The sequence below is a fragment of the Exiguobacterium sp. RIT594 genome, from assembly GCF_003339585.1.
Classification (GTDB): domain Bacteria; phylum Bacillota; class Bacilli; order Exiguobacteriales; family Exiguobacteriaceae; genus Exiguobacterium_A.
Genome location: NZ_QPKF01000001.1, coordinates 1,466,767 through 1,490,682 on the forward strand (window position 1 = coordinate 1,466,767; position 23,916 = coordinate 1,490,682).

The following is a 23,916-nucleotide window of genomic DNA, read 5'->3' on the forward strand; positions in this document are numbered from 1 at the left end:
ATCCACAAATCACTAAACCGGTCAGCATGATTCCCCAATCTGCCATGTTGGGCACCTCCTCGTTGTCTTTAGATACCTTTTGACAAATCCGGGACTTCGTAAACCCTTTCAAGCAGGTTTGACACCAATTACTGGAATCGCTATGATAAAAGTACGATTGTTGCGTAGCGCAGAAGCTGACCTGCATCGGCTTCTTTTAAGAGGGATTCCCCTCTTGATTCCACGCAGATGCTGGACATCTGCAAAAAGTCCCTTTTCCATTACGGAGAAGGGACTTTTTTTCGGTCAGGTTAAAATCAGTACATATCTTTTTGGGTAAAGTTCCAGAACGCGACGATCAATGCTCCAATCGTCCAGCAAAGGAGAACGGCGAGCGAGAACGGTAACGTCATCCCTTCGATTGGCGGCGCTTGTCCGTCAAGGTAGTTGATTAAGCCGAAGTTGACGTTGACGAGATATTTCGAACTCGTCCAACTTGAACCAAGTGTCGTCAACAAGGTACCGGAAATCAGGACGGCCATCATGATGCCGATACCGGTTGCCGTGTTTTTGACGAGCACGGATACCATCAAGGCAATCGTCGCAACGACCGCCGTGACGATCCAGGCGAGACCCACTGCCATCAACAGATACTCCCACATCGGAATCGTATGCACGAATTCGGTCGAGAACGTTCCGCTCGGTGACGCTTGGAAACCGGTCAGAATCGGCGCGGTCCATCCGTCATATCCGAGGACGATTCCGGAAATCGCATAACAGACGGCGGCAGTCAACGCCATCAGCATCGACGTATACAGCAGGACAGTCAACCATTTCGCCATCAAAATTTTCCAGCGCCTTACGGGACGGGACAGCAACGTCTTGATCGTTCCGTCATTTTGCTCCCCGCTGACGATATCCGCCATGATGACGATGATGAACAGAGGCAGAATCAACGTCAATCCTTGCGAGAAGAAGATCCGGATGAAGGTCGGTGCCCCCGGATAGTTCGGATTGATGTCATTATCAAGATAATACTGGTTTTGTTTTAAATCAAATTCTAAAAACTGTCTGAATTCATCTTGAATACTGCTGGATGCCAACCGGTTTTGTGTGTCGACGATATCCTGTTGCAGTTCGACCCGCCAGTCGAGTGTGCCTTGTTTCTTGATTTGTTCCTGAATATCACGGTACTGGGCATACGTGAACATCGAGACGAGGACGACCAGGATGATCGCAACGACGGCAAAACGTTTTTTTGAGGCAATCTTCATGACTTCGTTTTGAATCAAGCCGAGCATGTTCGGATTACGCAATATGATCTCCTCCTGTCAATGTAATGAAGAGATCTTCGAGTGTCTGGACTTTCCGTTCAATCGTCCACACTTCGACACCCGCTTCGAACAGCTGTTTGTTTAAGGACGGTGTCTTACTGGAATCCATCAATGTATGGACCGTATTGGCATCGACGATTTCCGAGACCTGGACGTCAGGCGACGCGGACAGGATTTCGTTTGCTTTGAACGCATCATCGACACGCCAGTCGACGCCCGGTGCGAGCGACTCGACCAGTTCCTTGACCGTTCCGACCTGGACGATTTTTCCGTAACTCATGATGGCGACACGATCCGCCAGCATTTCGATTTCCGCCAGGATATGACTCGAGACGAGCACGGATAAACCGGTCTCATCAACCAGCTTCCGGATGAATTGTCGTAAATCACGGATTCCCATCGGATCGAGTCCATTCGTCGGTTCATCGAGAATCAGGACATCGGGACGTCCGAGCAGGGCTTGGGCAATCCCGAGACGCTGACGCATCCCGAGCGAATACGTCCGGACTTGATCATCGACCCGCGCCGTCAGATCGACCAGATCAATGACTTCTTGAATCCGGGCATCGTCCACGCCTGGCAACATCCGTGAAAACACTTGTAAATTTTCACGTCCTGTCAAATATTTATACAGCTCGGGATTTTCAACGATCGAGCCGATTCGTTGCATCGCTTGGACAAACTGTTTCCGGACATCAAAGTCGCAGACCGTGATTTTGCCTGATGTCGGTTTGATTAACCCGACAAGCATCCGGATCGTCGTCGTCTTTCCGGCACCGTTCGGTCCGAGGAATCCGAACACTTCACCGGGGAAGATTTCAAATGAAATATCATCAATAATCGTTTTCTTTCCAATGACTTTTGTGACTGATTCTAATTTTACAGTTGGTTTCACGTCTCTCACCTCTTACTATCCATTCTAGCGGAATAATGAATGATTTACCTTATTGGAACACTTCAAAACCGCACATTCCAAAAAGTTTTGCTACAATCATAGTAACAGCAAAAGGAGGAACGGTTCATGAAACGATATCTTTGGCCACTTTTTTTAGTAGTTTCTCTAATTTTAACGGCAGTCTTCGGGTACGGTTTTGCCAGTGCCTATAACGATGTCGTCAATCCACCGAAACGGGCCGTCTTGACGCCGACGAAAGAAGAACCCGTCAAAAAAGGCGGGACGTATGTCGCGCTTGGTGATTCCTTGACACGCGGTGTCGGTGCCTCAAACGGAAACAGTTACGCCGCCATCGTCGGTCGCGAGCTGGTCAAAAATGACCGCGTCGAACGTTTCCAAAATCTTGCCGTCAGCGGTGCCCGGACGGAAGATCTCTTAAAACAACTCGAACAAAAAGAAGTCCGCCGTACGTTGTCCCAAGCAAAAGTCATTTCTGTGACGATTGGCGGAAACGATTTATTTAACCGCGGTGAAGGTGTCGCAAACTTCAATGCGAAAAAGACAGCCGCCACGATTGCAACGGCTCAAACCAACCTCGCCAAGACATTCAAGATCCTGAGGGAAGAAAACCCGGATGCCGTCATCTTTTATGTCGGACTCTATAATCCGTTCCGCGCCAGCGAAAACGGAGAAGCATTTGACGCAATCGTTCAAGAGTGGAACGCGAAATCCCGGACGCTTGGTTTGAAATACGATATCGAAATCATCGATACGTTTAACCTCGTCCGTGACGTCAAACGTGATCTTTCAAGCGACCAGTTCCACCCGAACGACTCGACATACGAAGACATTGCGAATGCAGCCATCCTCGCCGTCGAAAAACGTTTTTAATGGAACAACAAAAAAAGGGTTACCCGGTGCGATTCAACTGCCCCGGGTAACCCTTTTGTCTCTTCATTTTAAGCGTTTAGCAAAAGCAATCAACACCCACTGTAACGGCAAACGGCCCCATAATCCCCAAGCCGGCAATGTTTTCCCGTTAATCGGTTTCGGATTGACCGCCATGTTGATATTTGCCGGTAAAACGGCATATAAAAACGCAGGTAACGTCTTCCGGACGAGATCTACGCCGCGTCCGGACAGCAACATCAAACCGTACAGGATCTCGATGACACCCGTCACCTGGACGAAAAAACGTTTGAATGGGATGAAAGCGGGCATAATCTTAACAAATCCTTTTTCATTCCGGAAATGACCGATTCCGGCAAACAGTAAGCCGGTACCATACAGAACACGCAGTACATACTTCATCTGAATCTCTCCCTTTGTGACTAAGTCGGTTACTTAAGTACGAAACACACTCAGTGTACCGAACTGACCGGCTCGACTCAACTGTTTGAGATTGTTGTCGAATTATGGGGAATGATGAGGCATTTCGGAAAAACCACCGTAATTTCATTCCGTTCGATTAAATCTGATACATTAATGTTAGAAAAAACAACACATGAAGGGATGGATTTCGATGGCAGGAAAAACAAGACAACTCTTACCCGGACTTACCGGAGGCATCATCGGTGCTGTACTTACCGCAACAGTCGCCTTTCCGATTTTGATGGATCAAGAACAGCAAGTCGCCGATACGCCACTCTCAAACGGCATGCCAAAACAAGTTTCGACGACGACAAGCGATCCGGTGACGAACGCTGTCGCAACCGCACAAAAATCCGTCGTCACAGTCACGAACTATCAAGCCGGCAATGCAATGAATCAGGAAGAAGCGGCAGCCGGTTCCGGTTCCGGCGTCATTTATAAAAAAGCAGACGGCAAGGCCTATATCATTACGAATCACCACGTCGTCGACGGGGCGTCCAAACTGGACGTCACGTTAAACAATGGAAAAACACTCAGTGCCAAATTATTGGGCAGTGACGAAACATATGATTTAGCCGTGTTGGAAGTCAACGCCAGTGACGTCCCGTCCGTCATCAGCCTCGGAAAATCGGCTGACTTAAAAGCCGGTCAAACCGTCCTTGCAATCGGGAATCCGCTCGGTGAGTTCCAAAACTCCGTCACCCGCGGAATCGTCAGCTCAAACGACCGGACTGTTCCCGTCGATACGAACAAGGATGGACAGGATGACTTCAATACGACGGTCATCCAGACCGACGCCGCCATCAATCCGGGGAACTCCGGTGGTGCCCTGATCAATGAACAAGGGCAACTGGTCGGAATCAACTCGATGAAGATTGCCGAGACCGGGGTCGAAGGGGTCGGTTTCAGCATCCCGATTGATGACGCTCTGCCAATTTTGAAACAGCTCGAAACAAACGGTGAAGTCAAACACCCAACGCTTGGTGTCTCATTGCAGGACGTCTCGGCTTTCCCGGCCGGCTACCTGCTTGATCAAGTCAAATTACCGGAGTCCCAAAAAACAGGTGTCGTCGTCATGTCGGTTGAACCGAACAGCCCTGCTGCTTCCGCTAAATTAAAAACCGGAGACGTCATTACGAAAATCAACAAGGAAGAGATTAAAAGTTTTGTTGATATCAAGACGGCTCTCATCAAATCTGACGGTAACGTCACCTTGACCATCATCCGTGACGGCAAACAAATGACCGTGTCGACGCAAACGACAACGACTGACCAATTGTAATTCATTAAGAGTGTAAACAATTAACCGAATACGTTTCGAACGCCTCCCATATCGGGTATTGTTTTATAACAATATCGATTGGGAGGCTTTTTTTATGTATGATTTGATTGGCGTAGGTATCGGACCGATGAATTTAGGCTTAAGTGCCCTGGCTCATCCGACACCTTTACGGACATTATTTTTTGATGAAAGCGAACAATTTTCCTGGCATCCCGGGATGATGATTAAGGATTCAATGATGCAGACGAGCTTCATTTCCGATCTCGTCACACTGGCTGATCCGACCAGTCCTTTTACGTATCTCAACTACTTACGATCCATCAACCGGTTGCATACGTTTTATTTTTATGAAAAACTACTTATTTCCCGACAAGAATATAATGCGTACTTGAAATGGGTTTCAACACAGCTCGACGATTTACATTTTTCGACCCGTGTCATCGACATCCAGGATACAGGTGACAGTTACGAAGTGTTGGTGGAAGAAGTCGCCACCGGTAAACGGACGACTTATGAAACACGCAACGTCGTGCTTGGAACCGGTTCAAAACCGTCGATTCCGGAGAGCTTCGATAAAGGTGTCATTCATAACACCCAATACGTCATGGAAAAAGAGAGCATCCTGCAACAGGATAAAGTGAGTATCGTCGGTTCCGGTCAAAGTGCCGCCGAAATCTTCCTTGACCTGTTAACGAGTGATCGGAAAGAGACCTTCGAACTCGAGTGGATTTCCCGGTCGACGATTTTTGAAACACTCGAGACCGGCAAACTGGGTGAAGAAATCTTCTCTCCGAGTTACGTCCGTTATTTCAACAGTCTGCCGTTAGCTGTCAGACAAGAAGCGGTTTCGAAATTCGCCCGGTCCCAAAACGGGATCAGTCCGGAAACCTTACAAGCCATTTATGAACATCTGTATGATTTATCAAATGAAGAACAGAATCGCGTAAAGATTCGTGCCAATCTGGAAGTCGACCAGATTTCATATGATTCGGACTTCACGATTACAATGCGGCATACCGAGCTGAATGATCAGCGGACGTCAACAACCGGTGCTGTCGTTGCTGCGACCGGCTTCGTCCCGTCTCTCCCCCGCTTCATCAACCGGCTCGATATCGCGTTTGAAGAGGAACAGGCCTGGAAGGTCGATGCTAACTACCGGATCAGCCGAACCGTTTCGGCGAATCATCATTTGTATGCGACGACGAACCTCGAACTGTCACACGGTCCGGCAGCTGATAACCTCGGCATGTCCGTTTCACGCAACCAACTCATTTTAAATGATGTCGCCGGTAAAGAATTGTATCCGGTCGAACAGCATGCCACCTTCACGACGTTTGACTGATCATCGGACAAAACAAGAGATCCTTGGCAACTTGGCTGAGGATCTCTTTCGTTTGTTTTCTTACGGTTTTTTCGTCAGCTCGAGCGTCGCTAAAATCAGTAAGGCCGACTGTAGACGACTTTTGCCGCTTTTCGCGAGCAACAGATGAAACGCAATCAACCAATTGACCTCATCTGAAAAGCGGTTGCGGGACCGCTCCCGGTCGACGACACGCGTCACATAAATCATATCGACCCGTTCGGTCGTCTCAAGCAATGCCAGTAACGGAAAAATCCGATCCCAAATCCGGAGCTCCCGTTCTTCCATCATTTCGCACCAGGCTTGAATCCGCTTTTTTTGACTATCGATCGATTTCGATGCGGCTAAAATTTGGGCCGTCATCAACCGTTCGCTTGAAGGTTTCATCCATCGTTCCAACCACCGTTCGGCTTGTTCGACCGTTTCGATGAATCGTTCCGGAAGGTTTTCCCCTTCCATGAGCGTCGATGTCACCACATATTGCTTCGCCAGATTGAGGACAGGACGTGTCTGTCGCAGTTGTTCTACGATCGGAAAGGCGTCGATTCCCTGTTCACGGTTTAAGACTTCACCGAGTGCAAAGAACGGTCGGACTGCCTTTTCTTTAATAAAGCGTCGTTTGATGTGGCGCTCCGCCTCAATGACCCGTTCGAGCAATCGCTCCGGTTCAGGACTGTTTAACTGGATATGTGAGATCAAGAGCGGCGTGTACCGGCTGCGTAATGCTGAAAACCGGGTCGTTTTTTGTTTGACGATCTGCATCATCCGATCAAACGCGGTTTTGTCAAAGACTGTATCATGAATCGTATAAGATAAGGCAAAAAAACGGTGGAAATCATGTGAAGATTCCCCATGTAACGTCGAATACGTCTCATTATAGTTTTCACAAAACAAACCATACATCTTCCCGTCCTCCCTTCTCTTATATGTTCCCGGTTCTTGTGAAATCATTCCGCCTTTCTTCCACGCTAATGAAAAAGACGACAAAACCGGAAGCCATGATCATCCTGATGATGAGTTGACTTCCGGTTTTATCAAACGCGTTGCCGGTCAAGGAGTCGTGCGAAATATCCTCCGTTTTCGACCAGTTCTTCATGTGTCCCGTCTTCGACGATTCCGTCTTTCGTCACGACCAGAATACGGTCTGCTTGGCGAATCGTCGCCAGACGGTGCGCGATGATCAGCGTTGTCCGATTTTTCGATAATTCAGCAAGCGATTCCTGGATGATGGCTTCCGTCTCGGTATCGAGGGCCGACGTCGCTTCATCCAAAATCAGGATTGGTGGATTTTTGAGGAACATCCGTGCAATCGCCAGCCGTTGTTTCTGCCCGCCGGACAGCTTCAGTCCCCGCTCCCCGATTTCCGTATCGTATCCGTCCGGTAAATCGGCAATCATCTGTCCGAGGTGCGCCCGTTCCGCCGCTTCCACGATGTCAGCACGATCGGCTGACAAATCGCCGTACGCAATATTGTCAGCAATCGTCCCCGAAAACAGGAAGACATCCTGTTGCACGATGCCGATTTGTTGCCGGAGCGATGCTTTCGTCATCTGTCGGATATCGATCCCGTCAATCGTAATGGCACCGTCCGTGACGTCATAAAACCGCGGAATCAACGAACAAATCGTCGTCTTCCCGGCACCCGACGTCCCGACGAAGGCAATCGTCTGTCCCGGTTCCACGGACAGGCTGATGTCTTTTAAAATCAACCGTTCGGCTTCATAACCGAAGCTGACGTCATCAAACCGAATCGCGCCGCGTAACGTCGAGACGTGAATGGCGTCCGGAGCATCCTTCAGTTCTTCATCATGATCAATCATTTCTAGAAAACGTTTGAAGCCCGCCATTCCTTTCGGATACAGTTCCAAGAGTGCTGTAATCTTATCAATCGGTTTCAATAAGATGTTCATATAGAGAATAAAACCGACGAGTTCGCCATAACTGAGTTTTTTTGTATAGCTGAGATAAGCTCCGACGACGAGGACAGCGAGCGTCATCAGACGTGTCGTCAGATAAATCCCGGACAAACTCGTACTCATCACTTTGTAGGCATTGATCTTCGACTGCCGGAACGTCGCATTATCTTTTTCGAACCGTGCGACTTCATGGGCTTCATTCGTAAACGATTGGACGACACGAATGCCGGAGACACTGTCCTCAACCCGCGAATTGACTTCGGCAATGTTGCCGTACATCCGGTCCCACGACCGGTTCATCCGGACGTTGGCATAACTAATCAGCCAGATCAGGAATGGGACGGCAATGATCGTCACTAGTGCAAGCGGTACATTGATCGTCATCATGATCGAAAAGGCACCGAGCAGTGTCATGACGGCAATGAAGGCATCTTCCGGGCCATGGTGAGCCAGTTCACCGATATCAAACAAATCGTTCGTGATCCGGCTCATGATATGCCCGGTTTTCGTATTGTCAAAAAAACGAAACGACTGTTTTTGAACATGACCAAATAATTGCCGCCGCATATCGGTCTCGATATTGATGCCGAGCTTATGCCCGAAGTAGTTGACGACGAACTGCATCAGCGTACTGATGACATACAAGCCGAGTAATCCGACACTGACGAGAATGATCCAGTTTAACTCACCGTCCGGTAACAGTGAATCGATGAACCATTTGACAGCAAGCGGAAAAGCGAGCTCGAGCAGACCGACGAACAATGCGGACGAAAAATCAAGCCAAAACAACCGTTTGTGCGGTATGTAATACTGATAAAACCGTTTTAACATGCGAGTCCTCCTTTCAAATTATCTTTAGTGTACAGGATTACTGAAAATAATTCTCGTTTACAAAACTTCTGTCTTTTTTTGAAAATGAATCGAATTTCTTTCTCAAAAAATATATTTTAAAATCAGGTGAATCCCTATCTTCTTATGACAAAATGGTAACAATGATTCGATGTACCATCGAACAAGACTCACTATTTTGGAAGGGAGCCACACTACGTGAAAAAGACTTTTCTCACTTTGACGACACTTGCGCTGATCAGCTCAGCCACCGGCGTCGAAGCTGCATCAACGACACTCATCTTGACAGACAACGTCAACATCCGGACTGCTGCCACTACTTCCGCTCCTGTCATCACCACACTTAAAAAAGGAACGACGGTCACTGCAGTCAAGAAGACCGGATCCTGGTACGAAATTCGTCATCAATCGAAAAAAGCTTTCATTACAGCCGCTTACGTCAAAACCGTTCCAGCAAAAGCACCGACAACCACGACCTACATAACGAACACCTCATCCGTCAACGTACGCGAGAAAGCAACGACCACTTCGAAATCGCTTGGTAAACTTGCGAAGAATGTCAGTCTTTCCGTTAAAAAGAAAACCGGTGAATGGTACGAAATCAATTACAAAAACAAGTCCGCCTATGTCCATACGACACTCGTCACAGCTAAAACATCGACAGTGACGACAGGATCAAAACCTCCGGTCACGAAGCCGGTCACACCGCCTGTTTCCACTGCCGTCAAAGCAGTCGATTCGTCCAAACAATATGAAGTCAATGCAAAAGAAGGGTTAAATGCCCGTCTGTCCGCGTCAACGACCGCTAAAATTTACAAGACGTTAGCACACAAAACGGTTTTAAAAGTAACTGGATCGCTTGATAAATGGTATCAAATCCAGCTCGATGGAAAAGACCTGTACGTCGCCTCGAGTTATGTTTCAGCGACGGCTAAGGATGCACCACCGCCTACACCTTCGACACCGGGTGTCTCGGTCACACCAGTCGATCAATCGAAGACGTATAAAGTCGATGCACCGACCGGCTTAAATGTCCGGACTGCTCCATCGACGGCATCGACGGTCTTTACGCAACTGGCACACGGATCCACCGTTCAAGTCTCCGGTGAAACGACGGGAGCATCTGCTGGCTGGTATCAGATTAAAATCGGCACTGCGTATTACTACGTCGCCAAAACGTACATTACGACAGGATCCGTCACGGCGCCGGTGACACCACCCGTCACGCCGCCAACGACGACGATTCCGGCGTCCGGCATCATGGAAAAAGCAATCTCAATCGGACAACAATATCTCGGTACTCCGTACGTTTGGGGCTCAAGCAGTCCCGTTAACGGTGGTTTTGATTGCTCCGGCTTCATCAATTATGCGTTGAATACGGCCGGCTACAAAGTAGCCCGGACGAACGTCAACGGTTACTGGAACAATGATGGCTACCTTGGTCAAAAGTTATCGAAATTACGCCAACCGGTCCGCGGCGACATCATTTTCTTCGAAAATACGTATGCAGCTGGTCCGACTCACATTGGCATCATGTTGAACAATGATCAGTTCATTCATGCCAATACACCGTCACTCGGGATCAGTCGTCTGTCCGAGCGCTACTGGACACAAAAATTACTTGGTTTTAAAGCACTTTAATCCAACAGGACCAATCGGGATGATACCCGGTTGGTCCTGTTTTTTTACGTTAATGTCGCCAAGGTTTGTTCAATTTTTTGTTTAAAATGACCGGGTGACAGTTGTGTTGTCAATTCTTCCACTTCTGCTTGACGGTCCAATCCAACTCCGGCTTGCATCGCAAACGCGAGCGCATATAACATCATCGCGTGATCGTACTCACCACCGGCCCGCCATAAGTGGGCATTCCTCCAAATTTTAGAAACGGCGCTTGGCAGGTCAAAGGTCAGTTCCTCTTTTGAATCATTCCATAAACAAAGGTAGACTTCGAAATACCCGATGTAATGAAGACAGGCTTCAATCTCGACTTCGATCAGCCGTTCCCGTGCCTCACGAATCCCGGCATAATCCTCACGGTGGACCGCAATGGATCCTTTCGTCAAGTCGACAAGGATTTGATCAAGTGCCGTTGCTTCCGTGAATAAAAAGAAATGCCGTAATTTTTCGAGTTCGAATTCCGCCGCTTCATAGTCCTCTTCTAAACTTAAAAACAAGGCGAGCAGCCGGTGGTAGTTACTGACATCACTGTAGACACCCTTTTCCCGCATATAGCGAATCCCTTCCCGCAAGAAAACAATCGATTGACTCCAGTTATCATTGATCACACTGGCACGAATCGCCTGTAGCATTTGATAGTCCAAAAACGTTTCATGCGCGAGCGGGACATCCTGAAAAATCATCATCCCGTCAATCTTTCGGTAGGCTTCTTCATAACGGCGCAGAAAAAACAAAAAATAAACTTTTGAAATCTGTACTTTAATCTGTTCATCCCGTAATCCGAGTTGTTGGAATACATCCTCCGCCAAATCGAAGTAATGTAAGCCTTTTTCCGTATCCGAAAAACGTAAAGCACTTCCGTATTCGTAATAAATTTGCCCTTGCCAGTAAGAATTGATGGCGGGCTCTAAATACGGCTCAAGCATCGTCGCAATTTGTCCTTCCGCATAATAACCGCTTGCGGTCGAATTGATTTTTTCAATCATTTGCTTCATTTCGACGGCACGCGGATCAATCAATAACGCGTCGATGGAGACATGTAGACGATGGGCAATCGCCTGTAAAGCCGGTAAAGACGGTGTCGCCTTTTCGTTCTCGATCATACTGAGCATCGACTTCGTCATGATGCCGTCTGCGACATCCGACTGTGTTAATTTTTTCGCTTTCCGTAAACTTTTAATGCGTTGTCCAAGCATCGATTAGTACCTCTCTCTATCAATTAAGTTCAATTAAATTTAACTTTTACATTTACAATTCTTCCCTGCTCCTCTAGTATAAAGGAAAGTTCAATTAAATTGAACAAAAAGGAGGGTTTATGATGTCGAAAAATTTACAACGTCTGTTATTCGGTAAGTTTTGTTCGTTGTTCGCCGCCAGTCTGTTTACGTTCGTCGCCGGTCTGACCGTTTTACGGGAAACCTCATCCGGGCTTCAATTCGCACTTGTCTTACTCGCCGGGACACTGCCGCGGATTCTGTTATCCCCCGTTGCCGGTGTTCTGTCTGATCGTTGGAACCGGAAAAAAATCATCGTCACGACCGAAGCATCAAGTGCCTTCATACTTGCCGTATTTGCAGGTTACGCGACCTTTTTTCCTGTCCAGACGATGCATTACATGATTGTCAGCGCCCTGTTGACTGCTCTTTCAACCTTCCTTTCCGTCACTTTGATGAGTTCGTTGACACGATTGCTTGATGATGCGGAACTACAGCGTGGTAATTCCCTCATTTCAAGTATCAGTTCTCTTTCCTCAATCGTTGCTCCGATGCTCGCTGGTTTCCTGTTAGCCTTTGCACCGATCCACCTCTTCACCCTCTTACCGTTTAGCTTGTTTTCACTCGCCGCACTTTGGAACATGCGGCTGACGTTCCGGGCCATTCCTTCTGCCGGTGAAGAAAGCTCACCTTCATTTTGGACAGACTTTCAATCAGGTTACCGCTATTTATTTAAGCAACGTGTCCTGACGACACTCATCTTGATGGCACTTGTCTTGAATTTCTTTTTCATTGCATTGGAAGTCATCTATCCGATTATCCTGCTCGACCGCCTTACCTTCACCGCCTTCCAATTCGGAACAATTGAAGCCGCTTTAGGTACGGGTTTGTTGCTCAGCTCCCTGATGCTTGCTCTGCCTCGTTTTACGATCAAGCGTCCGTTGGTGACATTGTTTCAGTCGATTGCTTTAGTCGGCATGCTGTTTCTTTCACCAGTATTACCGTTACTCGACGTTATTCCATCAAACTGGACGTTCGGTTATTTTTTCGTTTTCTCTTTCATCGTCGGATTTATCCTCCTCCGGGCAAACATTCCGATTCAACTCCTCGTCCAGCGTCAAACAGACCCTGCTTACTTAGGACGGGTCATCGGTGTCATGGAATCCCTTGCGATGGGCATCATTCCACTCGGTATGTTGTTATTCGGCTTCTTAAGTGATCACGTTTCCCTCACTCTGATTCTCGGAATCAGTTCATTCGGTTTACTCGTGACCGTCAGTATCGGATTCTTCCACTTGCGGCACGATATCAAAATGGAACGCTTACCGGAAAACCAGCTTAAAACAGAAAAAACGTCCACCTCAGCGAGCTGAGATGAACGTTTTGATAGACTTAAACCGTCGCTTTGACTGCATCCATAATCAGACGGAGTGATTGTTGTTTCGCGTCCTTGTCGGCAATCATCGAAGCAATCATCACTTCATCTGTTCCGTACGAATCTGCCAGATTTTGCAACTGACGCGCGACATCTTCCGGATTTCCGACGATCATCCGTTTCCGGTTTTCGGCGATCCGGAACTGATCCTGGAACGAGTACTGGTAAGCCGCCGCTTCTTCCGGAGTCGGCGTGCCTGTTGACGAGACACCTTTCTCAAGCAGGAGCAATGACAAATCAAGACTCGAAGCCAATCGTTCCGCTTCTTCCGTTGTCTCGGCACATGTCACGAAAATCGAGACGAGTGTCTGCGGTGTCGCGTTGAATGACGTCGCCATGAAGTTATGACGGTAATAATCCATCACTTCCTGACCACCCTGTCCGTTGATGAAGTGGGCAAACGCGAAACCAAATCCGCGCTGCGCCGCATTCAAGGCGCTGCCGCCGCTTGACCCGAGCAACCAGGCTTCCGGTGTCGTATCGACTTCCGGTGTTGCAACGAGTCCTGCAAACCGGTGATCAGCCGGTGCCCCGTCGGATAAATAATCTACGAGATCATCGAGTTGAGCGCCGTAGTCGGCTCCGCCGAACCGCGGTGACGATCCTTCCTGAAGGGCACGTGTCGCGAGCGGCATGCCGCCCGGTGCACGACCGAGTCCTAAATCAATCCGGTTCGGTGCCAGTCCTTCGAGGACACGGAAGTTTTCCGCGACTTTATACGGACTGTAATGCGGTAACATGACGCCCCCTGAACCGAGACGAATCTGTTTTGTGACGGCTGCCATGTAGGCGATCAAAACTTCCGGACTTGATCCGGCAAGCGTCTTCGCAAAGTGGTGTTCCGACACCCATAACCGCGTATAACCGAGCTCATCGGCAATCTTCGCCAGTTCAACCGTTTCATGTAAGGCTTCTGACGGCGTCTGTCCTTTTGAGACCGGCGACTGATCTAAAATACTTAATTTCATTTATAATCTCTCCCCTTGCTGTTGACTTCATGTCTAAACTGTACGCCTGTCTGATAATCGAATGCAATTAAACTGCCTGTTTACCGGATGGCGACGTTTTCAATTTGAAATTCAGGGAACATTCTTAAAGTAGCCGCAATAAAAACTTAAAGGATGAGGTGTTTTTTATGTCAACGAATCATACATCAAATCAGGAAGCCGTCGAAACGGTCAAAAAATTAATCGATAAAATCGAAACAGCGATGCTGACGACTGTTTCTGATGAAGGGCTCGTCTCACGTCCGATGCAAACACAGGATATCGAGTTCGATGGCGATCTCTGGTTCCTTACATCAAAAGATACAGGCAAATATACTGAAATCCTTAAAAATCCGAACGTCAACGTCGCGTATGTCGATAAATCATATGTCTCGATTCGCGGAAAAGCAGAATTCGTCGAAGATGTAGCCCGTAAAAAAGAATTGTGGAGCCCGCGTTACGAAGCGTACCTCGGTACGACGTACGAAGATCCAAAAGTTGTCCTGATCAAGGTCAACACGGAAGGCGCCGAGTACTGGGAAACAGGAAACACGACGAAATCCGTCAAACAGCTGTTGAAAAAAGCGGTCGGCAACGACGACTCGAATGAAATCAACAAAAAAGTAGATTTAAAATAATTCTTGTTTGACCGAATCGCCTTATAGCGATTTGGTCTTTTTTTGTTTGAATTGGTTTTAAGCACGTCATCTGGTGTAACATACTACTATTAGTAATCAAGTTTATTAGCTAAAGGAGACGCATCATGGGAGAATTTATTACCTTATTAAAACGCGGTAACCGTTCGGCTCTGACCGCCGGTATCGTTAACTCGATTATCGCCATCATTAAAGCAGTTGCTTATGTCTTAACGGGAAACGTCGCTATGTTTGCCGAAATGATGCATACGTTCGGCGATGCCGCCAACCAGTTTTTTGTCTTCATCGGCTCCGCCCTCAGTAAGAAGGCGCCAACTAAACGGTTCCCGAACGGGTTCGGCCGTCTCGTCAACCTCGTATTACTCGGTGCGATTCTATTCGTCGGCATCATGGCTTACGAAACGATTCATGAAGGGATTGCCCATATCATTGAACCGACGGAGTCGACCGGTTTCTGGATTACACTGTCCGTCTTATTTGTCGGTGTCGTCCTCGAAAGCGGCGTCTTTTACAAAGCGATGCAGGAAATCGCCCACGATGCCCGGATCACGACAAAAGGTCCCAAATTGATTCTCGACAGCTTCCGTGCCTTAAAGCAGGCAAAACCGGCGACACGTCTTGTCTTCCTCGAAGATTTAGTCGCAACGGCCGGCGGACTCGTCGCCATGATTGCCGTCATCATCTCGCATCTGACACCGTTCCATCAGGCGGAAGGGATTGCGTCGATCATCATCGGACTGATGATGTTTTATGTCGTCGGCAACGTCTTTTTACAAAATGCGGCCGGCGCACTTGGTGAAGCAGATGAGACGATGGCCGCACGGCTCGGCGGTCTCATCATGCAGGATGCCGATGTCCGTGATATCAGTAAGCTCGAAGTCATCAAGGAAGGGGATCATTTCCATGTCGAAGTTGAGATTGAAGTTGATCCGTCGTTGACGATTGCACAAGCCGATGACATCAAAGACCGGCTCGAACTGCAAATCCGGCTTCAGCAAGGGATCACCGATGTCACGATTGGGTTTGACGAAGATGATAAAATTCAGCAGTATATCGTTTCCACGAAGGAAACCCTTTGATTCCGTTTACACAAGAGGTCATGGCTATCATCCGTTCGATTCCGGCAGGACGCGTCATGACGTACGGTCAAGTCGCCCGGCTTGCCGGAAACCCGCGGGCAGCCCGGCAAGTGGCACGGATTCTCCACAGCCTGAGCCGGACGGAACACCTGCCGTGGCACCGAGTCTTAAATGCCAAAGGTGAAATTTCACTGGACGGTGACGAACAGCAACTGGCACTCGAGGCGGAAGGAATCGTCTTTGATCGTCCCGGGAAGTTATCGTTGTCCCGTTATCAGGTCTGAACAAAAAGGAAGTAAACCGCATGTGCGGCTTACTTCCTTTTTTCATGCTTTTTCTTTCATTTGGCGCACTACTTCTGCTTCGAGTTGCGGCTCCGGCGGCAACCATCCGTCCGGCTTCATGACCTTCTGATCCGATTCCCGGAAAATCGGTTGGCCGTCCGGACCGAGTTTCGCCATGTTGGCCTGTTGGACGATTTCGAACAACGGCCCCGGCTCAAGACCGGCTTCAACAAAACTGCCCATGATGAAGTACAGGGCATCCGTCAAGGCATCACCTTGGCCGACAAGCCGTTCGACTTCCGTCACCGGATAGGTTTCCTTCAGTGATTTTTCAACGGCCTGATCGAGTCCTGCCTTAAACGTCTCGATGGCTGCCAAAAACTCAGTTTCGTTTTGCGACGACTGGTGGAGAAACTCAACGACTGCTTCTTCCGCTGTCCAGGTCGCCCGTTTGACACCCCGTTCGAGCGGAATCGCTGTCGGCTGTTCTGCACCCGGATGACGGAACGTCTGATGGAATTGTTTGACGTCCTGATAATAATTCGGTTGTTTCATATCGATCACTCCCCTGTTCCGTATCACTTTCACACGGTTTCCATTCTAACAGGTTTCAGGAGATTTCTCGATGCCTGAATTACCGGACAAGATCCAGCAGGAGCATTCCGCGGCTGATCAGCTCGTCCCGTTCGGCCGACGTCTGCTTCAGACGGTCTAAATCCTTGATTAACCGGGGCTGATCGACTTCATCCGCCAGTTCCAGTAATTCAAGACGCAACAACCAGGCATCCGGTAATTGAGTCAACGTCCGGTCAATCAGTTGCGGCAACAGTTGACGGTCGGCCCGTCCTTCCCGCATTTCCCGAATGGCTTCAAAAATCGGGTCGGCTGCTGTCAACGGACGTTCGATCCGTTCGAATTCGACTGTCTCCGGAATTGGTTTTAACGCTTCGACTTCTGTTCCCGGGAAAGCCGACGTGATGTCTCCGACGACTAACTCCATCCGGTCCATTGCCGTCGTTTGACCGTCGTTCGTCAATTGAGCTTCTTCCAGGACGACGAGTGCCCGGTGACCGTTGACGTTTTGAATCGCTGAAATTTGTCCTCTGACGTGAACTGCACCTTCTGTCCAGTCCAGCTCTTCCCCGACTTTGACCTGGAGCAGGACTTCGTTCAGCTCCGGTCCGTGAAGGAGTGTAAATCCTTCCGGATGATCGGCAAGCCCTTGACCTGTCATGACTTCACCTTTCGCAGCCAGCGCCGTTGGACCGGTCAGCTTGACGATGTGTAGGGTTTCATGGATTTCCTGTGTTGCCGGTACACCGACGAGCGAGACGCCGCTGTCAAAGACAAGCGTCGAAAGGTTGCCTGACTCGACGGCTTTCGTCAATCCGTGGATACCGCCGCGGACGTATGACATCGTCTGCGCGAACTCCTCCAGGGCTTCCCGGAGCTGTTCGAATGATTCGCAGACAAACAGTTCTTTTTGCATGCTCGTGACGTCATGTTTCGTCGCCAGTGCTTTCGCAAGTGAAAACGGATGTTTGACGACCGCGTCTGTCAGACAGTGACGGCTTTCACCGACTGATGATAAAAGACCGGCTCCGTAGATTTGCGGATTGTCGAGATCACCGATGAGACCAAACTCAACCGTCCACCAGAACAGACGTGAAATTTCATTCGCTTCCGAGATTCCCGTCACATGGGTCCGGGTTTCAGCAAGGGCAATTTCCGCCTGCTCGATGTCAGCCGGTGTCGAAAACGGACTTTCTTTGACAATCGTCAATTTTTTCAACGCTTTGAAGACGTCGTGCTCCGCTTTATGGTTAAAGGCATGGGCACCAATCTCACCGAACCGGCGAACGAATTCCGCGTACGTCGGATTCATCAGGATTGGTGCATGTCCCGCTGCTTCGTGCAAGATGTCCGGTGCCGGTGTGTAGAGAATATTGTCGACCTTTCGGATATCCGTTGCGATCGGTAACAAACCGTGTCCTTGGAAGTCAAAGAATGCGACACCCGGTATCAGGCCGTCAACGGCAACTGTTCCCCAGCCGCCCCGGCTCAAATTGGCCGTCATCTCCCGGACATCCGGAATCCGTTCCGGACTGATACCGGACGCAGCGAGTCCTTCGAGGTATGCCGGATGGGCCGTGTCTTGTAACGTCTTTAAATTCAGTCGCATGACGTAACGCCAGACCGCGTGATCCGTCGGCGTGTAATCGTCGTAGTGCTGTGGTGCGACGTGTGGTTGTAAGTGACTTGGAATGATTGGTGTAGACATATGAATTCCCCCTTGAAAGTAGATGAACAACAAAAAGTCCCTGCCGAACAAAGATGTTCGACAGGGACGACAAAAGGCCGCGGTACCACCCTGATAATCTACGTAGACATAGATCGCTTCATTACGGGATAACGGTTTTCTCCGCTTGCATGGCAAGAGACTCGGAAACTGTAATTCGATCCAATCTGTGTACACGTTCGCAGCGCCACGTGCTCTCTGAAACAGGGAGATTGTTTCTACTTCGGTTTCGTCTTCGTCCAATTTCTTTTGTTCTGTTATGCTGTTATGCTGTTAGCAACTAAAGTGCTGTTAAGAAGGACTATACGCTTACTTTTGGCTTTCGTCAATCGCTTTTTTTCGTTTAAAGCGGTTAAAGGTTTTATCACGGACTGATTTTTGTTCGATCGACAGCGAAGTCACATGGCGGCGAAGCGCCCCGTTCAGCCGTTTTTCAAACAATTCCAGTTCCTGAATCCACTCGTTCATCGCGACGACGATCGGCAGGATTTCCATGATGATTTCTTCTTCCAACTCATCCCGGTCAAGGAACGAGTGTTTGACGAAGGCAATGTTTTCTTTAACGAGATCTTCCATCGCGAGCGGTTCTTCCGTCAATAACAAGTCATACGTCAGCAAAACCTTTTCCTGACGCTGGGCGATATGCATCAGGTGATAGAACAACTCGCTCCGTAACTCGTCAGCAATCGAATTCAACGCCTTCTCCCGCTCCCGGAACCGTTCGGCGGTCGCGACACCCCGTTCGAGACACGACTGCATGTGTTGCAGAATGATCAAATTCCGTAATAACGAGACATGCCGTTGCCGGGATCCGCGAATTTCTTCCCGGTGCAGATTAAATAACGTCTTCGTTTCAAGCATCGAACGGCTCATTTTGTCGATGGCTGACCGGTACGGTGTGACTTTCCCTTCAAAGGCAATTGCCCGGGTCACGACGAGCAGCTTCTCGAACAGTTTCGAGGCTTTCTGATAATAGACATTTCCGTAACGCGGCGGGAAAATCAGCGCATTGACACCGAGGGCACAACCAATCCCGAGCATGACGAGTAAGTAACGGATCAGGACGATTTGCCACAATGGATCCGTCGCCCCTTCAACACTTTCCAGGATGACGATGATCATCAAGACGACGTGGGGAATCGTCCGGCCGAAACCAAATGCCAATAAAATTGAGATGGCGGCCATGATGACGATTCCGATTGCCAGTGGATTAGCCGGGTTGTCACCTAAAATCCATAATGAGACAAGCGTCAGGAAGGCTCCGATCAGGTTAGCTTCCGCTTCCTCGAGGAATTGTTTCCATGTCTGATAAACGGACGGTAATAACGTTGTCGCTGCCGAAATCGCAGGTAGGATCGGGCTCAGATTAAACAGGTTGCTGATAATCAGCGCCAAAATGACCGCAAGTCCGGTCTTGATGGTACGTGGTCCGATTTGTAAAGACTGACCGCCCATATACAAACCTCCTTTTATAGTGGGGATACGCCCCCTATTCTTGCTCTAATACCCGAAAAAGGCAATTAAAAAATCACTCCAAGTCGCCTTGGAGTGATTTTATCGAATAATTTTTTCTTATGAAGCTTTTGTTCCCGTGCCAGAAGTCATTTCTTTTTTCGCAACTTCTTGATCGACGAGCGGTTTTTTCAAGATCGAGAGGATGGCAGCTCCGACAAGTGCTCCGATTAAGATCGCACCAGCGTAGCTAAGAACGGCCATTAATGTGCCTGATGGTCCGTCAAGTAATGGGAAGACGAACACACCGCCGTGTGGTGCCGGAAGCAACACACCGAAGACGATTGTCAATGCACCGGCGATTGCTGAACCGATGACGCTTGACGGGATGACACGAAGTGGATCGGCTGCTGCGAATGGAATCGCACCTTCTGTGACGAATGAAGCACCCATTGCGTAAGCAGCGATACCGGCTTCGCGTTCTTGCGGTGTAAATTTCTTACGTGCGAACAATGTAGACGAGAATGCAACGAGAAGCGGTGGAACCATACCACCCGCCATGACGGCTGCCATGACTTCCGTGTTTCCTGCTGTTAAAGCGGCTGTTCCGAAGACATAAGCCGTTTTGTTGATTGGACCACCCATATCGATCGCCATCATTGCTGCGACGAGCATACCGAGCAGGATCGCGTTACCGCCACTGAGACCGTTGAGTGAATCTGTCAACCATGTCATGAAAGCAGCGATCGGTTCGTTGATGACAAGCAACATGATCATACCTGTGATGAATGAACCGAACAGCGGGTAAAGCAAGACCGGTTTGATCCCTTCAAGAGCTTTCGGAAGACCTTGTAAGACTTTGATCAGTAAGAGGACGACATAACCAGCAAGGAAACCGGCGATCAATCCGCCGAGGAATCCAGCGTTCCCTTGGCTTGCGAGGAACCCGGCAATCAAACCTGGTGCGAGACCCGGTTTATCGGCAATCGACATCGCGATGAATCCGGCAAGAATCGGAATTAAGAGACCAAAGGCTGCTTTACCAATCGACATCAATTGAGCGGCAAATTCGTTATATGACGGATCTTCCGGATTCGCTGAGTTGATGCCCCAGAAGAAGCTGATTGCGATTAAGAGTCCGCCGGCAACAACGAGTGGCAACATGGCGGAAACCCCGCTCATCAGGTGTTTGTAGAAGCCGCCGCGGGCCGGTTTCGAGCTGTCGCTTGATCCACTGCCTTTATACACCGGTGCATCCTGTTTAACGGCACGGTCAATCAGTTCTTTTGGTTTACGGATTCCTTGAGCGACCGGAACTTCGACAACGTGTTTCCCGTTGAAACGATCCATCTCGACGGCTTTATCCGCAGCGACGATGATTGCTGTCGCTTCTTGAATATCTTGACTTGTCAGACCGTTTTTCACGCCAGTCGAACCGTTTGTCTCGACTTTGATGCGGACACCCATTTCTTCCGCTTTTTGACGGAGGGCATCTGCTGCCATATACGTATGGGCAATACCGGTCGGACATGCTGTGACGGCAAGAATATATGGTGCGTCCTGTGCGACACTTGACGACGAGACGTCGACCGGACCTTCTTCTTCCCGTTCTTTTGCTTCGATCGCAGCGATGACTTCATCTTCCGAACGAGCGGAAAGAATCGTATCACGGAACTTCATGTCCATCAGGTAGACAGACAGTTTTGATAATGTTTCAAGGTGCGCGTTGTCAGCATTTTCGCCGGCAGCAATCATGAAGAACAAGCGGCTTGGTTGTCCGTCAAGTGCTTCGTAATCGATTCCTGTCGAACGTCCAAAAGCGATGGCCGGTGATTTAACGGCTGCCGTCTTCGCATGCGGAATCGCGATTCCTTCACCGAGTCCGGTCGTACTTTGTGCTTCCCGGGCCAGGATGGCTTCGCGGTAAGCAGAGCGGTCATTTAATTTTCCGGCACGATCGAGTACATCGACGAGTTCATCGATGACAGCTGCTTTATTCGACGAACGTAAATCGAGTTGGATCGTATCACGTGTTAACAGATCTGTAATTTTCATGAGTTTGTCACTCCTTTTAGGATTGAATGAGTTCAACGACTTGGACATCGGTCAGTAAACGGTCAATATCTTCTTTTGTACATAATCCAAACGAGTAAGCGGACGCACTGCCTGTCGTGACTGCGTACCGGAACGCTTCTTCCGGCGGCCGTCCGAGCGCGTAACTGGCGACGAATCCTGCGACGAGTGAATCTCCGGCACCGACTGAGTTGATCAGCTTACCGGCTGGTGTGTTCGCCGTGTAGGCCCCCTGCTTGTTGACGAGTAACGCTCCGTCACCCGCAAAAGAGATGATGACATTTTCCGCGCCGCGTTCAACAAGTTGTTGCGCATACGGGACAGCCATTTCTTTTGACGTGATATCGACATCAAAGATTTCACCGAGTTCATGATGGTTCGGCTTGATCATGAACGGACCGAGCGGTAAAACTTCAAGCATCGCTTCCTTCGTCGTATCGACGGCGAATTTGACGCCTCGTTCCGTCAGGACTTGTGCAATCTTCCGATACAAATCCTGCGGCAGACTGCTTGGAATGCTGCCGGCGAAGACGACGATGTCACCCGGCTGCATCGTTTCGAACGCAGCCAGTAACGCCTGTAATTCTTCATCCTTGATTTGAGGACCTGCCGCATTAAGTTCCGATTCCTGATCGGCACGGATCTTAACGTTGATCCGCGTTTCATCGGCAATCGGTGTGAATGCGGTCAGGACACCTTGTTTTTCCAGTTCGTTACGAATGAATTGCCCCGTACTGCCACCTAAAAATCCAAGAGCTTCCGTCTCGACGTCGTAGTTTCTTAAGACGAGTGAGACATTGATTCCTTTTCCACCTGCTACTTTTTCCGCTTGTTCCACACGATTGACTTGTCCGGCCTCAAATACCGGCAACGTGACGTAATAATCGATTGATGGGTTGAGTGTCAGTGTATAAATCATTTTGCGTTCACCACCTCTGTATATTGACTGTATTTCGCTTCCTGTTCACTGGATGTCATCGTGATAATCGTTGCCGCCCGCAGTGACGCGACCCGGCTGAAACTGATGTCATCCAGTTTCGTCTCATCGACTAATACATAAGACTTTTTCGCTAACTCAATCGCGGTCTTCTTAACGAGTGCCTCTTCCGGATCTGGTGTCGTGAAACCTTGAGTCGGATGAACACCGTTCATCCCAAGGAAAGCGACATCAAAATGGTAAATCAACATTCCTTCACGCGCATTGTAACCAACAAGTGCTTGGGTCGAATGCTTGAGTTGCCCTCCGACGACGAACGTCGGGATACGGTGATAGAGTAACGTGTTCGCTAGAGGAAGACTGTTCGTCACGACTGTAATCGCCTTTTGTTCGAGATAAGGGACGATGGCTAGCGTCGTCGTTCCTGCATCGAGATACACGTACATTCCGTCTTCGATCAGGTCGGCCGCTGCTTTCGCGATCCGGTCCTTCTCTTCCACGAAACGGTCACTTTTCTCGAAATAACTCGGTTCATCAATCTGCATATGGTTGGCGGTTGCCCCGCCGTGAACCCGCCGTAGGTGACCAGCCGATTCAAGTTGTGATAAGTCGCGGCGAATCGTTGATTCACTGGCTCCCGTCTGATCAACAATGGTTTGCATTTTGACGACTTCTTCCCGGGCGAGTAGCTCGAGAATCAGTTGATGGCGTTTTTTCGTTAACATGAGTTTCCCTCCACATCCTTAATATAAAGCGTTTACATTCAAAAATCAATCAAAAACATTCATTTTTTTATGTTTTTCGTTAAAAAACCTTCAAAATACGACTTTATTCGACA

At 49.0% G+C, this 23,916-nt stretch carries 21 protein-coding genes and 1 other annotated feature; of the genes, 8 read left to right on the forward strand and 13 right to left on the reverse strand.

What is annotated here, in order from left to right:
• Positions 1 to 296: 296 nt before the first annotated feature.
• Entirely contained in the window at positions 297 to 1,295 is a 999-nt protein-coding gene (locus DVG79_RS07700; protein WP_114596195.1) for an ABC transporter permease, read from the reverse strand.
• Positions 1,288 to 2,208: an ABC transporter ATP-binding protein gene (locus DVG79_RS07705; protein WP_114596196.1), complete on the reverse strand. Its 921-nt coding sequence runs from the start codon at positions 2,206 to 2,208 to the stop codon at positions 1,288 to 1,290. Before DVG79_RS07705 ends, DVG79_RS07700 begins: the two co-directional genes overlap by 8 nt.
• Before the next feature lie 126 nt (positions 2,209 to 2,334).
• Here DVG79_RS07705 and DVG79_RS07710 point away from each other — a divergent pair, with 126 nt between their 5' ends.
• Positions 2,335 to 3,099: an SGNH/GDSL hydrolase family protein gene (locus tag DVG79_RS07710; RefSeq protein ID WP_114596197.1), complete on the forward strand. Its 765-nt coding sequence runs from the start codon at positions 2,335 to 2,337 to the stop codon at positions 3,097 to 3,099.
• A 63-nt stretch (positions 3,100 to 3,162) separates the two neighbouring features.
• Here the strand turns inward: DVG79_RS07710 and DVG79_RS07715 are convergent, their stop codons facing one another.
• Positions 3,163 to 3,519: a DoxX family protein gene (locus DVG79_RS07715; protein ID WP_114596198.1), complete on the reverse strand. Its 357-nt coding sequence runs from the start codon at positions 3,517 to 3,519 to the stop codon at positions 3,163 to 3,165.
• Positions 3,520 to 3,730: 211 nt separating this feature from the next.
• On the opposite strand from DVG79_RS07715, the gene DVG79_RS07720 reads away from it, so the two are divergent.
• Positions 3,731 to 4,861, forward strand: coding sequence for a S1C family serine protease (locus DVG79_RS07720; protein WP_114596199.1), 1,131 nt, complete (start codon positions 3,731 to 3,733; stop codon positions 4,859 to 4,861).
• 94 nt (positions 4,862 to 4,955) lie between these two features.
• The gene (locus DVG79_RS07725; RefSeq protein ID WP_114596200.1) at positions 4,956 to 6,203 is read left to right on the forward strand and encodes a lysine N(6)-hydroxylase/L-ornithine N(5)-oxygenase family protein; all 1,248 of its coding nucleotides are present in this window, start codon (positions 4,956 to 4,958) and stop codon (positions 6,201 to 6,203) included.
• Between the two features lie 60 nt (positions 6,204 to 6,263).
• Here the strand turns inward: DVG79_RS07725 and DVG79_RS07730 are convergent, their stop codons facing one another.
• Both DVG79_RS07730 and DVG79_RS07735 read right to left on the reverse strand, forming a co-directional pair.
• Positions 6,264 to 7,124 (reverse strand): DUF4003 family protein, encoded by an 861-nt coding sequence (locus DVG79_RS07730; RefSeq protein WP_114596201.1) that lies wholly within the window; start codon positions 7,122 to 7,124, stop codon positions 6,264 to 6,266.
• A gap of 131 nt (positions 7,125 to 7,255) precedes the next feature.
• Positions 7,256 to 8,968, reverse strand: a complete 1,713-nt coding sequence (locus DVG79_RS07735; protein ID WP_114596202.1) for an ABC transporter ATP-binding protein — start codon at positions 8,966 to 8,968, stop codon at positions 7,256 to 7,258.
• Positions 8,969 to 9,184: 216 nt separating this feature from the next.
• Here DVG79_RS07735 and DVG79_RS07740 point away from each other — a divergent pair, with 216 nt between their 5' ends.
• Positions 9,185 to 10,627: a C40 family peptidase gene (locus DVG79_RS07740; protein WP_114596203.1), complete on the forward strand. Its 1,443-nt coding sequence runs from the start codon at positions 9,185 to 9,187 to the stop codon at positions 10,625 to 10,627.
• Positions 10,628 to 10,671: 44 nt separating this feature from the next.
• Here the strand turns inward: DVG79_RS07740 and DVG79_RS07745 are convergent, their stop codons facing one another.
• Positions 10,672 to 11,859, reverse strand: coding sequence for a helix-turn-helix domain-containing protein (locus DVG79_RS07745; RefSeq protein WP_114596204.1), 1,188 nt, complete (start codon positions 11,857 to 11,859; stop codon positions 10,672 to 10,674).
• 122 nt (positions 11,860 to 11,981) lie between these two features.
• Between DVG79_RS07745 and DVG79_RS07750 the strand changes: the two genes are divergently transcribed.
• Positions 11,982 to 13,250 (forward strand): MFS transporter, encoded by a 1,269-nt coding sequence (locus DVG79_RS07750; RefSeq protein ID WP_114596205.1) that lies wholly within the window; start codon positions 11,982 to 11,984, stop codon positions 13,248 to 13,250.
• 19 nt (positions 13,251 to 13,269) lie between these two features.
• Here the strand turns inward: DVG79_RS07750 and DVG79_RS07755 are convergent, their stop codons facing one another.
• The gene (locus tag DVG79_RS07755) at positions 13,270 to 14,280 is read right to left on the reverse strand and encodes an LLM class flavin-dependent oxidoreductase (protein WP_114596206.1); all 1,011 of its coding nucleotides are present in this window, start codon (positions 14,278 to 14,280) and stop codon (positions 13,270 to 13,272) included.
• A 167-nt stretch (positions 14,281 to 14,447) separates the two neighbouring features.
• Here DVG79_RS07755 and DVG79_RS07760 point away from each other — a divergent pair, with 167 nt between their 5' ends.
• The 3 genes from DVG79_RS07760 to DVG79_RS07770 all read left to right on the forward strand — a co-directional run bounded on the left by DVG79_RS07760 (position 14,448) and on the right by DVG79_RS07770 (position 16,317).
• On the forward strand, positions 14,448 to 14,936 hold the full coding sequence (locus DVG79_RS07760) for a pyridoxamine 5'-phosphate oxidase family protein (protein ID WP_114596207.1): 489 nt from the start codon (positions 14,448 to 14,450) through the stop codon (positions 14,934 to 14,936).
• Positions 14,937 to 15,061: 125 nt separating this feature from the next.
• Positions 15,062 to 16,033, forward strand: coding sequence for a cation diffusion facilitator family transporter (locus DVG79_RS07765; protein ID WP_114596208.1), 972 nt, complete (start codon positions 15,062 to 15,064; stop codon positions 16,031 to 16,033).
• Positions 16,030 to 16,317: an MGMT family protein gene (locus tag DVG79_RS07770; protein WP_114596209.1), complete on the forward strand. Its 288-nt coding sequence runs from the start codon at positions 16,030 to 16,032 to the stop codon at positions 16,315 to 16,317. Before DVG79_RS07765 ends, DVG79_RS07770 begins: the two co-directional genes overlap by 4 nt.
• 42 nt (positions 16,318 to 16,359) lie before the next feature.
• On the opposite strand, the gene DVG79_RS07775 is transcribed toward DVG79_RS07770, so the two are convergent.
• The 6 genes from DVG79_RS07775 to DVG79_RS07800 form a co-directional block, all read right to left on the reverse strand.
• Positions 16,360 to 16,872: a pyrophosphohydrolase domain-containing protein gene (locus DVG79_RS07775; protein WP_114596210.1), complete on the reverse strand. Its 513-nt coding sequence runs from the start codon at positions 16,870 to 16,872 to the stop codon at positions 16,360 to 16,362.
• Positions 16,873 to 16,951: 79 nt separating this feature from the next.
• Positions 16,952 to 18,598 (reverse strand): aromatic amino acid hydroxylase, encoded by a 1,647-nt coding sequence (locus DVG79_RS07780; protein ID WP_114596211.1) that lies wholly within the window; start codon positions 18,596 to 18,598, stop codon positions 16,952 to 16,954.
• A gap of 59 nt (positions 18,599 to 18,657) precedes the next feature.
• Positions 18,658 to 18,861 (reverse strand) — a binding site (T-box leader).
• Between the two features lie 64 nt (positions 18,862 to 18,925).
• Positions 18,926 to 20,071, reverse strand: coding sequence for an FUSC family protein (locus tag DVG79_RS07785; protein WP_114596212.1), 1,146 nt, complete (start codon positions 20,069 to 20,071; stop codon positions 18,926 to 18,928).
• Between the two features lie 117 nt (positions 20,072 to 20,188).
• Entirely contained in the window at positions 20,189 to 22,123 is a 1,935-nt protein-coding gene (locus DVG79_RS07790; RefSeq protein ID WP_114596213.1) for a PTS fructose transporter subunit IIABC, read from the reverse strand.
• Between the two features lie 16 nt (positions 22,124 to 22,139).
• Positions 22,140 to 23,060, reverse strand: a complete 921-nt coding sequence (pfkB, locus tag DVG79_RS07795) for a 1-phosphofructokinase (RefSeq protein ID WP_012369960.1) — start codon at positions 23,058 to 23,060, stop codon at positions 22,140 to 22,142.
• Entirely contained in the window at positions 23,057 to 23,803 is a 747-nt protein-coding gene (locus DVG79_RS07800) for a DeoR/GlpR family DNA-binding transcription regulator (RefSeq protein ID WP_012369959.1), read from the reverse strand. The genes pfkB and DVG79_RS07800 overlap by 4 nt, the downstream gene beginning before the upstream one ends.
• Positions 23,804 to 23,916: the final 113 nt, after the last annotated feature.

Coding starts and splice junctions, on each gene's coding strand:
- DVG79_RS07775 (WP_114596210.1), bottom strand. CDS start 16,872: ATGAAACAACCGAATTATTATCAGGACGTCAAACAATTCCATCAGACG.
- DVG79_RS07735 (WP_114596202.1), bottom strand. CDS start 8,968: ATGTTAAAACGGTTTTATCAGTATTACATACCGCACAAACGGTTGTTT.
- DVG79_RS07760 (WP_114596207.1), top strand. CDS start 14,448: ATGTCAACGAATCATACATCAAATCAGGAAGCCGTCGAAACGGTCAAA.
- DVG79_RS07790 (WP_114596213.1), bottom strand. CDS start 22,123: ATGAAAATTACAGATCTGTTAACACGTGATACGATCCAACTCGATTTA.
- DVG79_RS07710 (WP_114596197.1), top strand. CDS start 2,335: ATGAAACGATATCTTTGGCCACTTTTTTTAGTAGTTTCTCTAATTTTA.
- DVG79_RS07715 (WP_114596198.1), bottom strand. CDS start 3,519: ATGAAGTATGTACTGCGTGTTCTGTATGGTACCGGCTTACTGTTTGCC.
- DVG79_RS07750 (WP_114596205.1), top strand. CDS start 11,982: ATGTCGAAAAATTTACAACGTCTGTTATTCGGTAAGTTTTGTTCGTTG.
- pfkB (WP_012369960.1), bottom strand. CDS start 23,060: ATGATTTATACACTGACACTCAACCCATCAATCGATTATTACGTCACG.
- DVG79_RS07800 (WP_012369959.1), bottom strand. CDS start 23,803: ATGTTAACGAAAAAACGCCATCAACTGATTCTCGAGCTACTCGCCCGG.
- DVG79_RS07755 (WP_114596206.1), bottom strand. CDS start 14,280: ATGAAATTAAGTATTTTAGATCAGTCGCCGGTCTCAAAAGGACAGACG.
- DVG79_RS07725 (WP_114596200.1), top strand. CDS start 4,956: ATGTATGATTTGATTGGCGTAGGTATCGGACCGATGAATTTAGGCTTA.
- DVG79_RS07745 (WP_114596204.1), bottom strand. CDS start 11,859: ATGCTTGGACAACGCATTAAAAGTTTACGGAAAGCGAAAAAATTAACA.
- DVG79_RS07785 (WP_114596212.1), bottom strand. CDS start 20,071: ATGGGCGGTCAGTCTTTACAAATCGGACCACGTACCATCAAGACCGGA.
- DVG79_RS07780 (WP_114596211.1), bottom strand. CDS start 18,598: ATGTCTACACCAATCATTCCAAGTCACTTACAACCACACGTCGCACCA.
- DVG79_RS07720 (WP_114596199.1), top strand. CDS start 3,731: ATGGCAGGAAAAACAAGACAACTCTTACCCGGACTTACCGGAGGCATC.
- DVG79_RS07765 (WP_114596208.1), top strand. CDS start 15,062: ATGGGAGAATTTATTACCTTATTAAAACGCGGTAACCGTTCGGCTCTG.
- DVG79_RS07730 (WP_114596201.1), bottom strand. CDS start 7,124: ATGTATGGTTTGTTTTGTGAAAACTATAATGAGACGTATTCGACGTTA.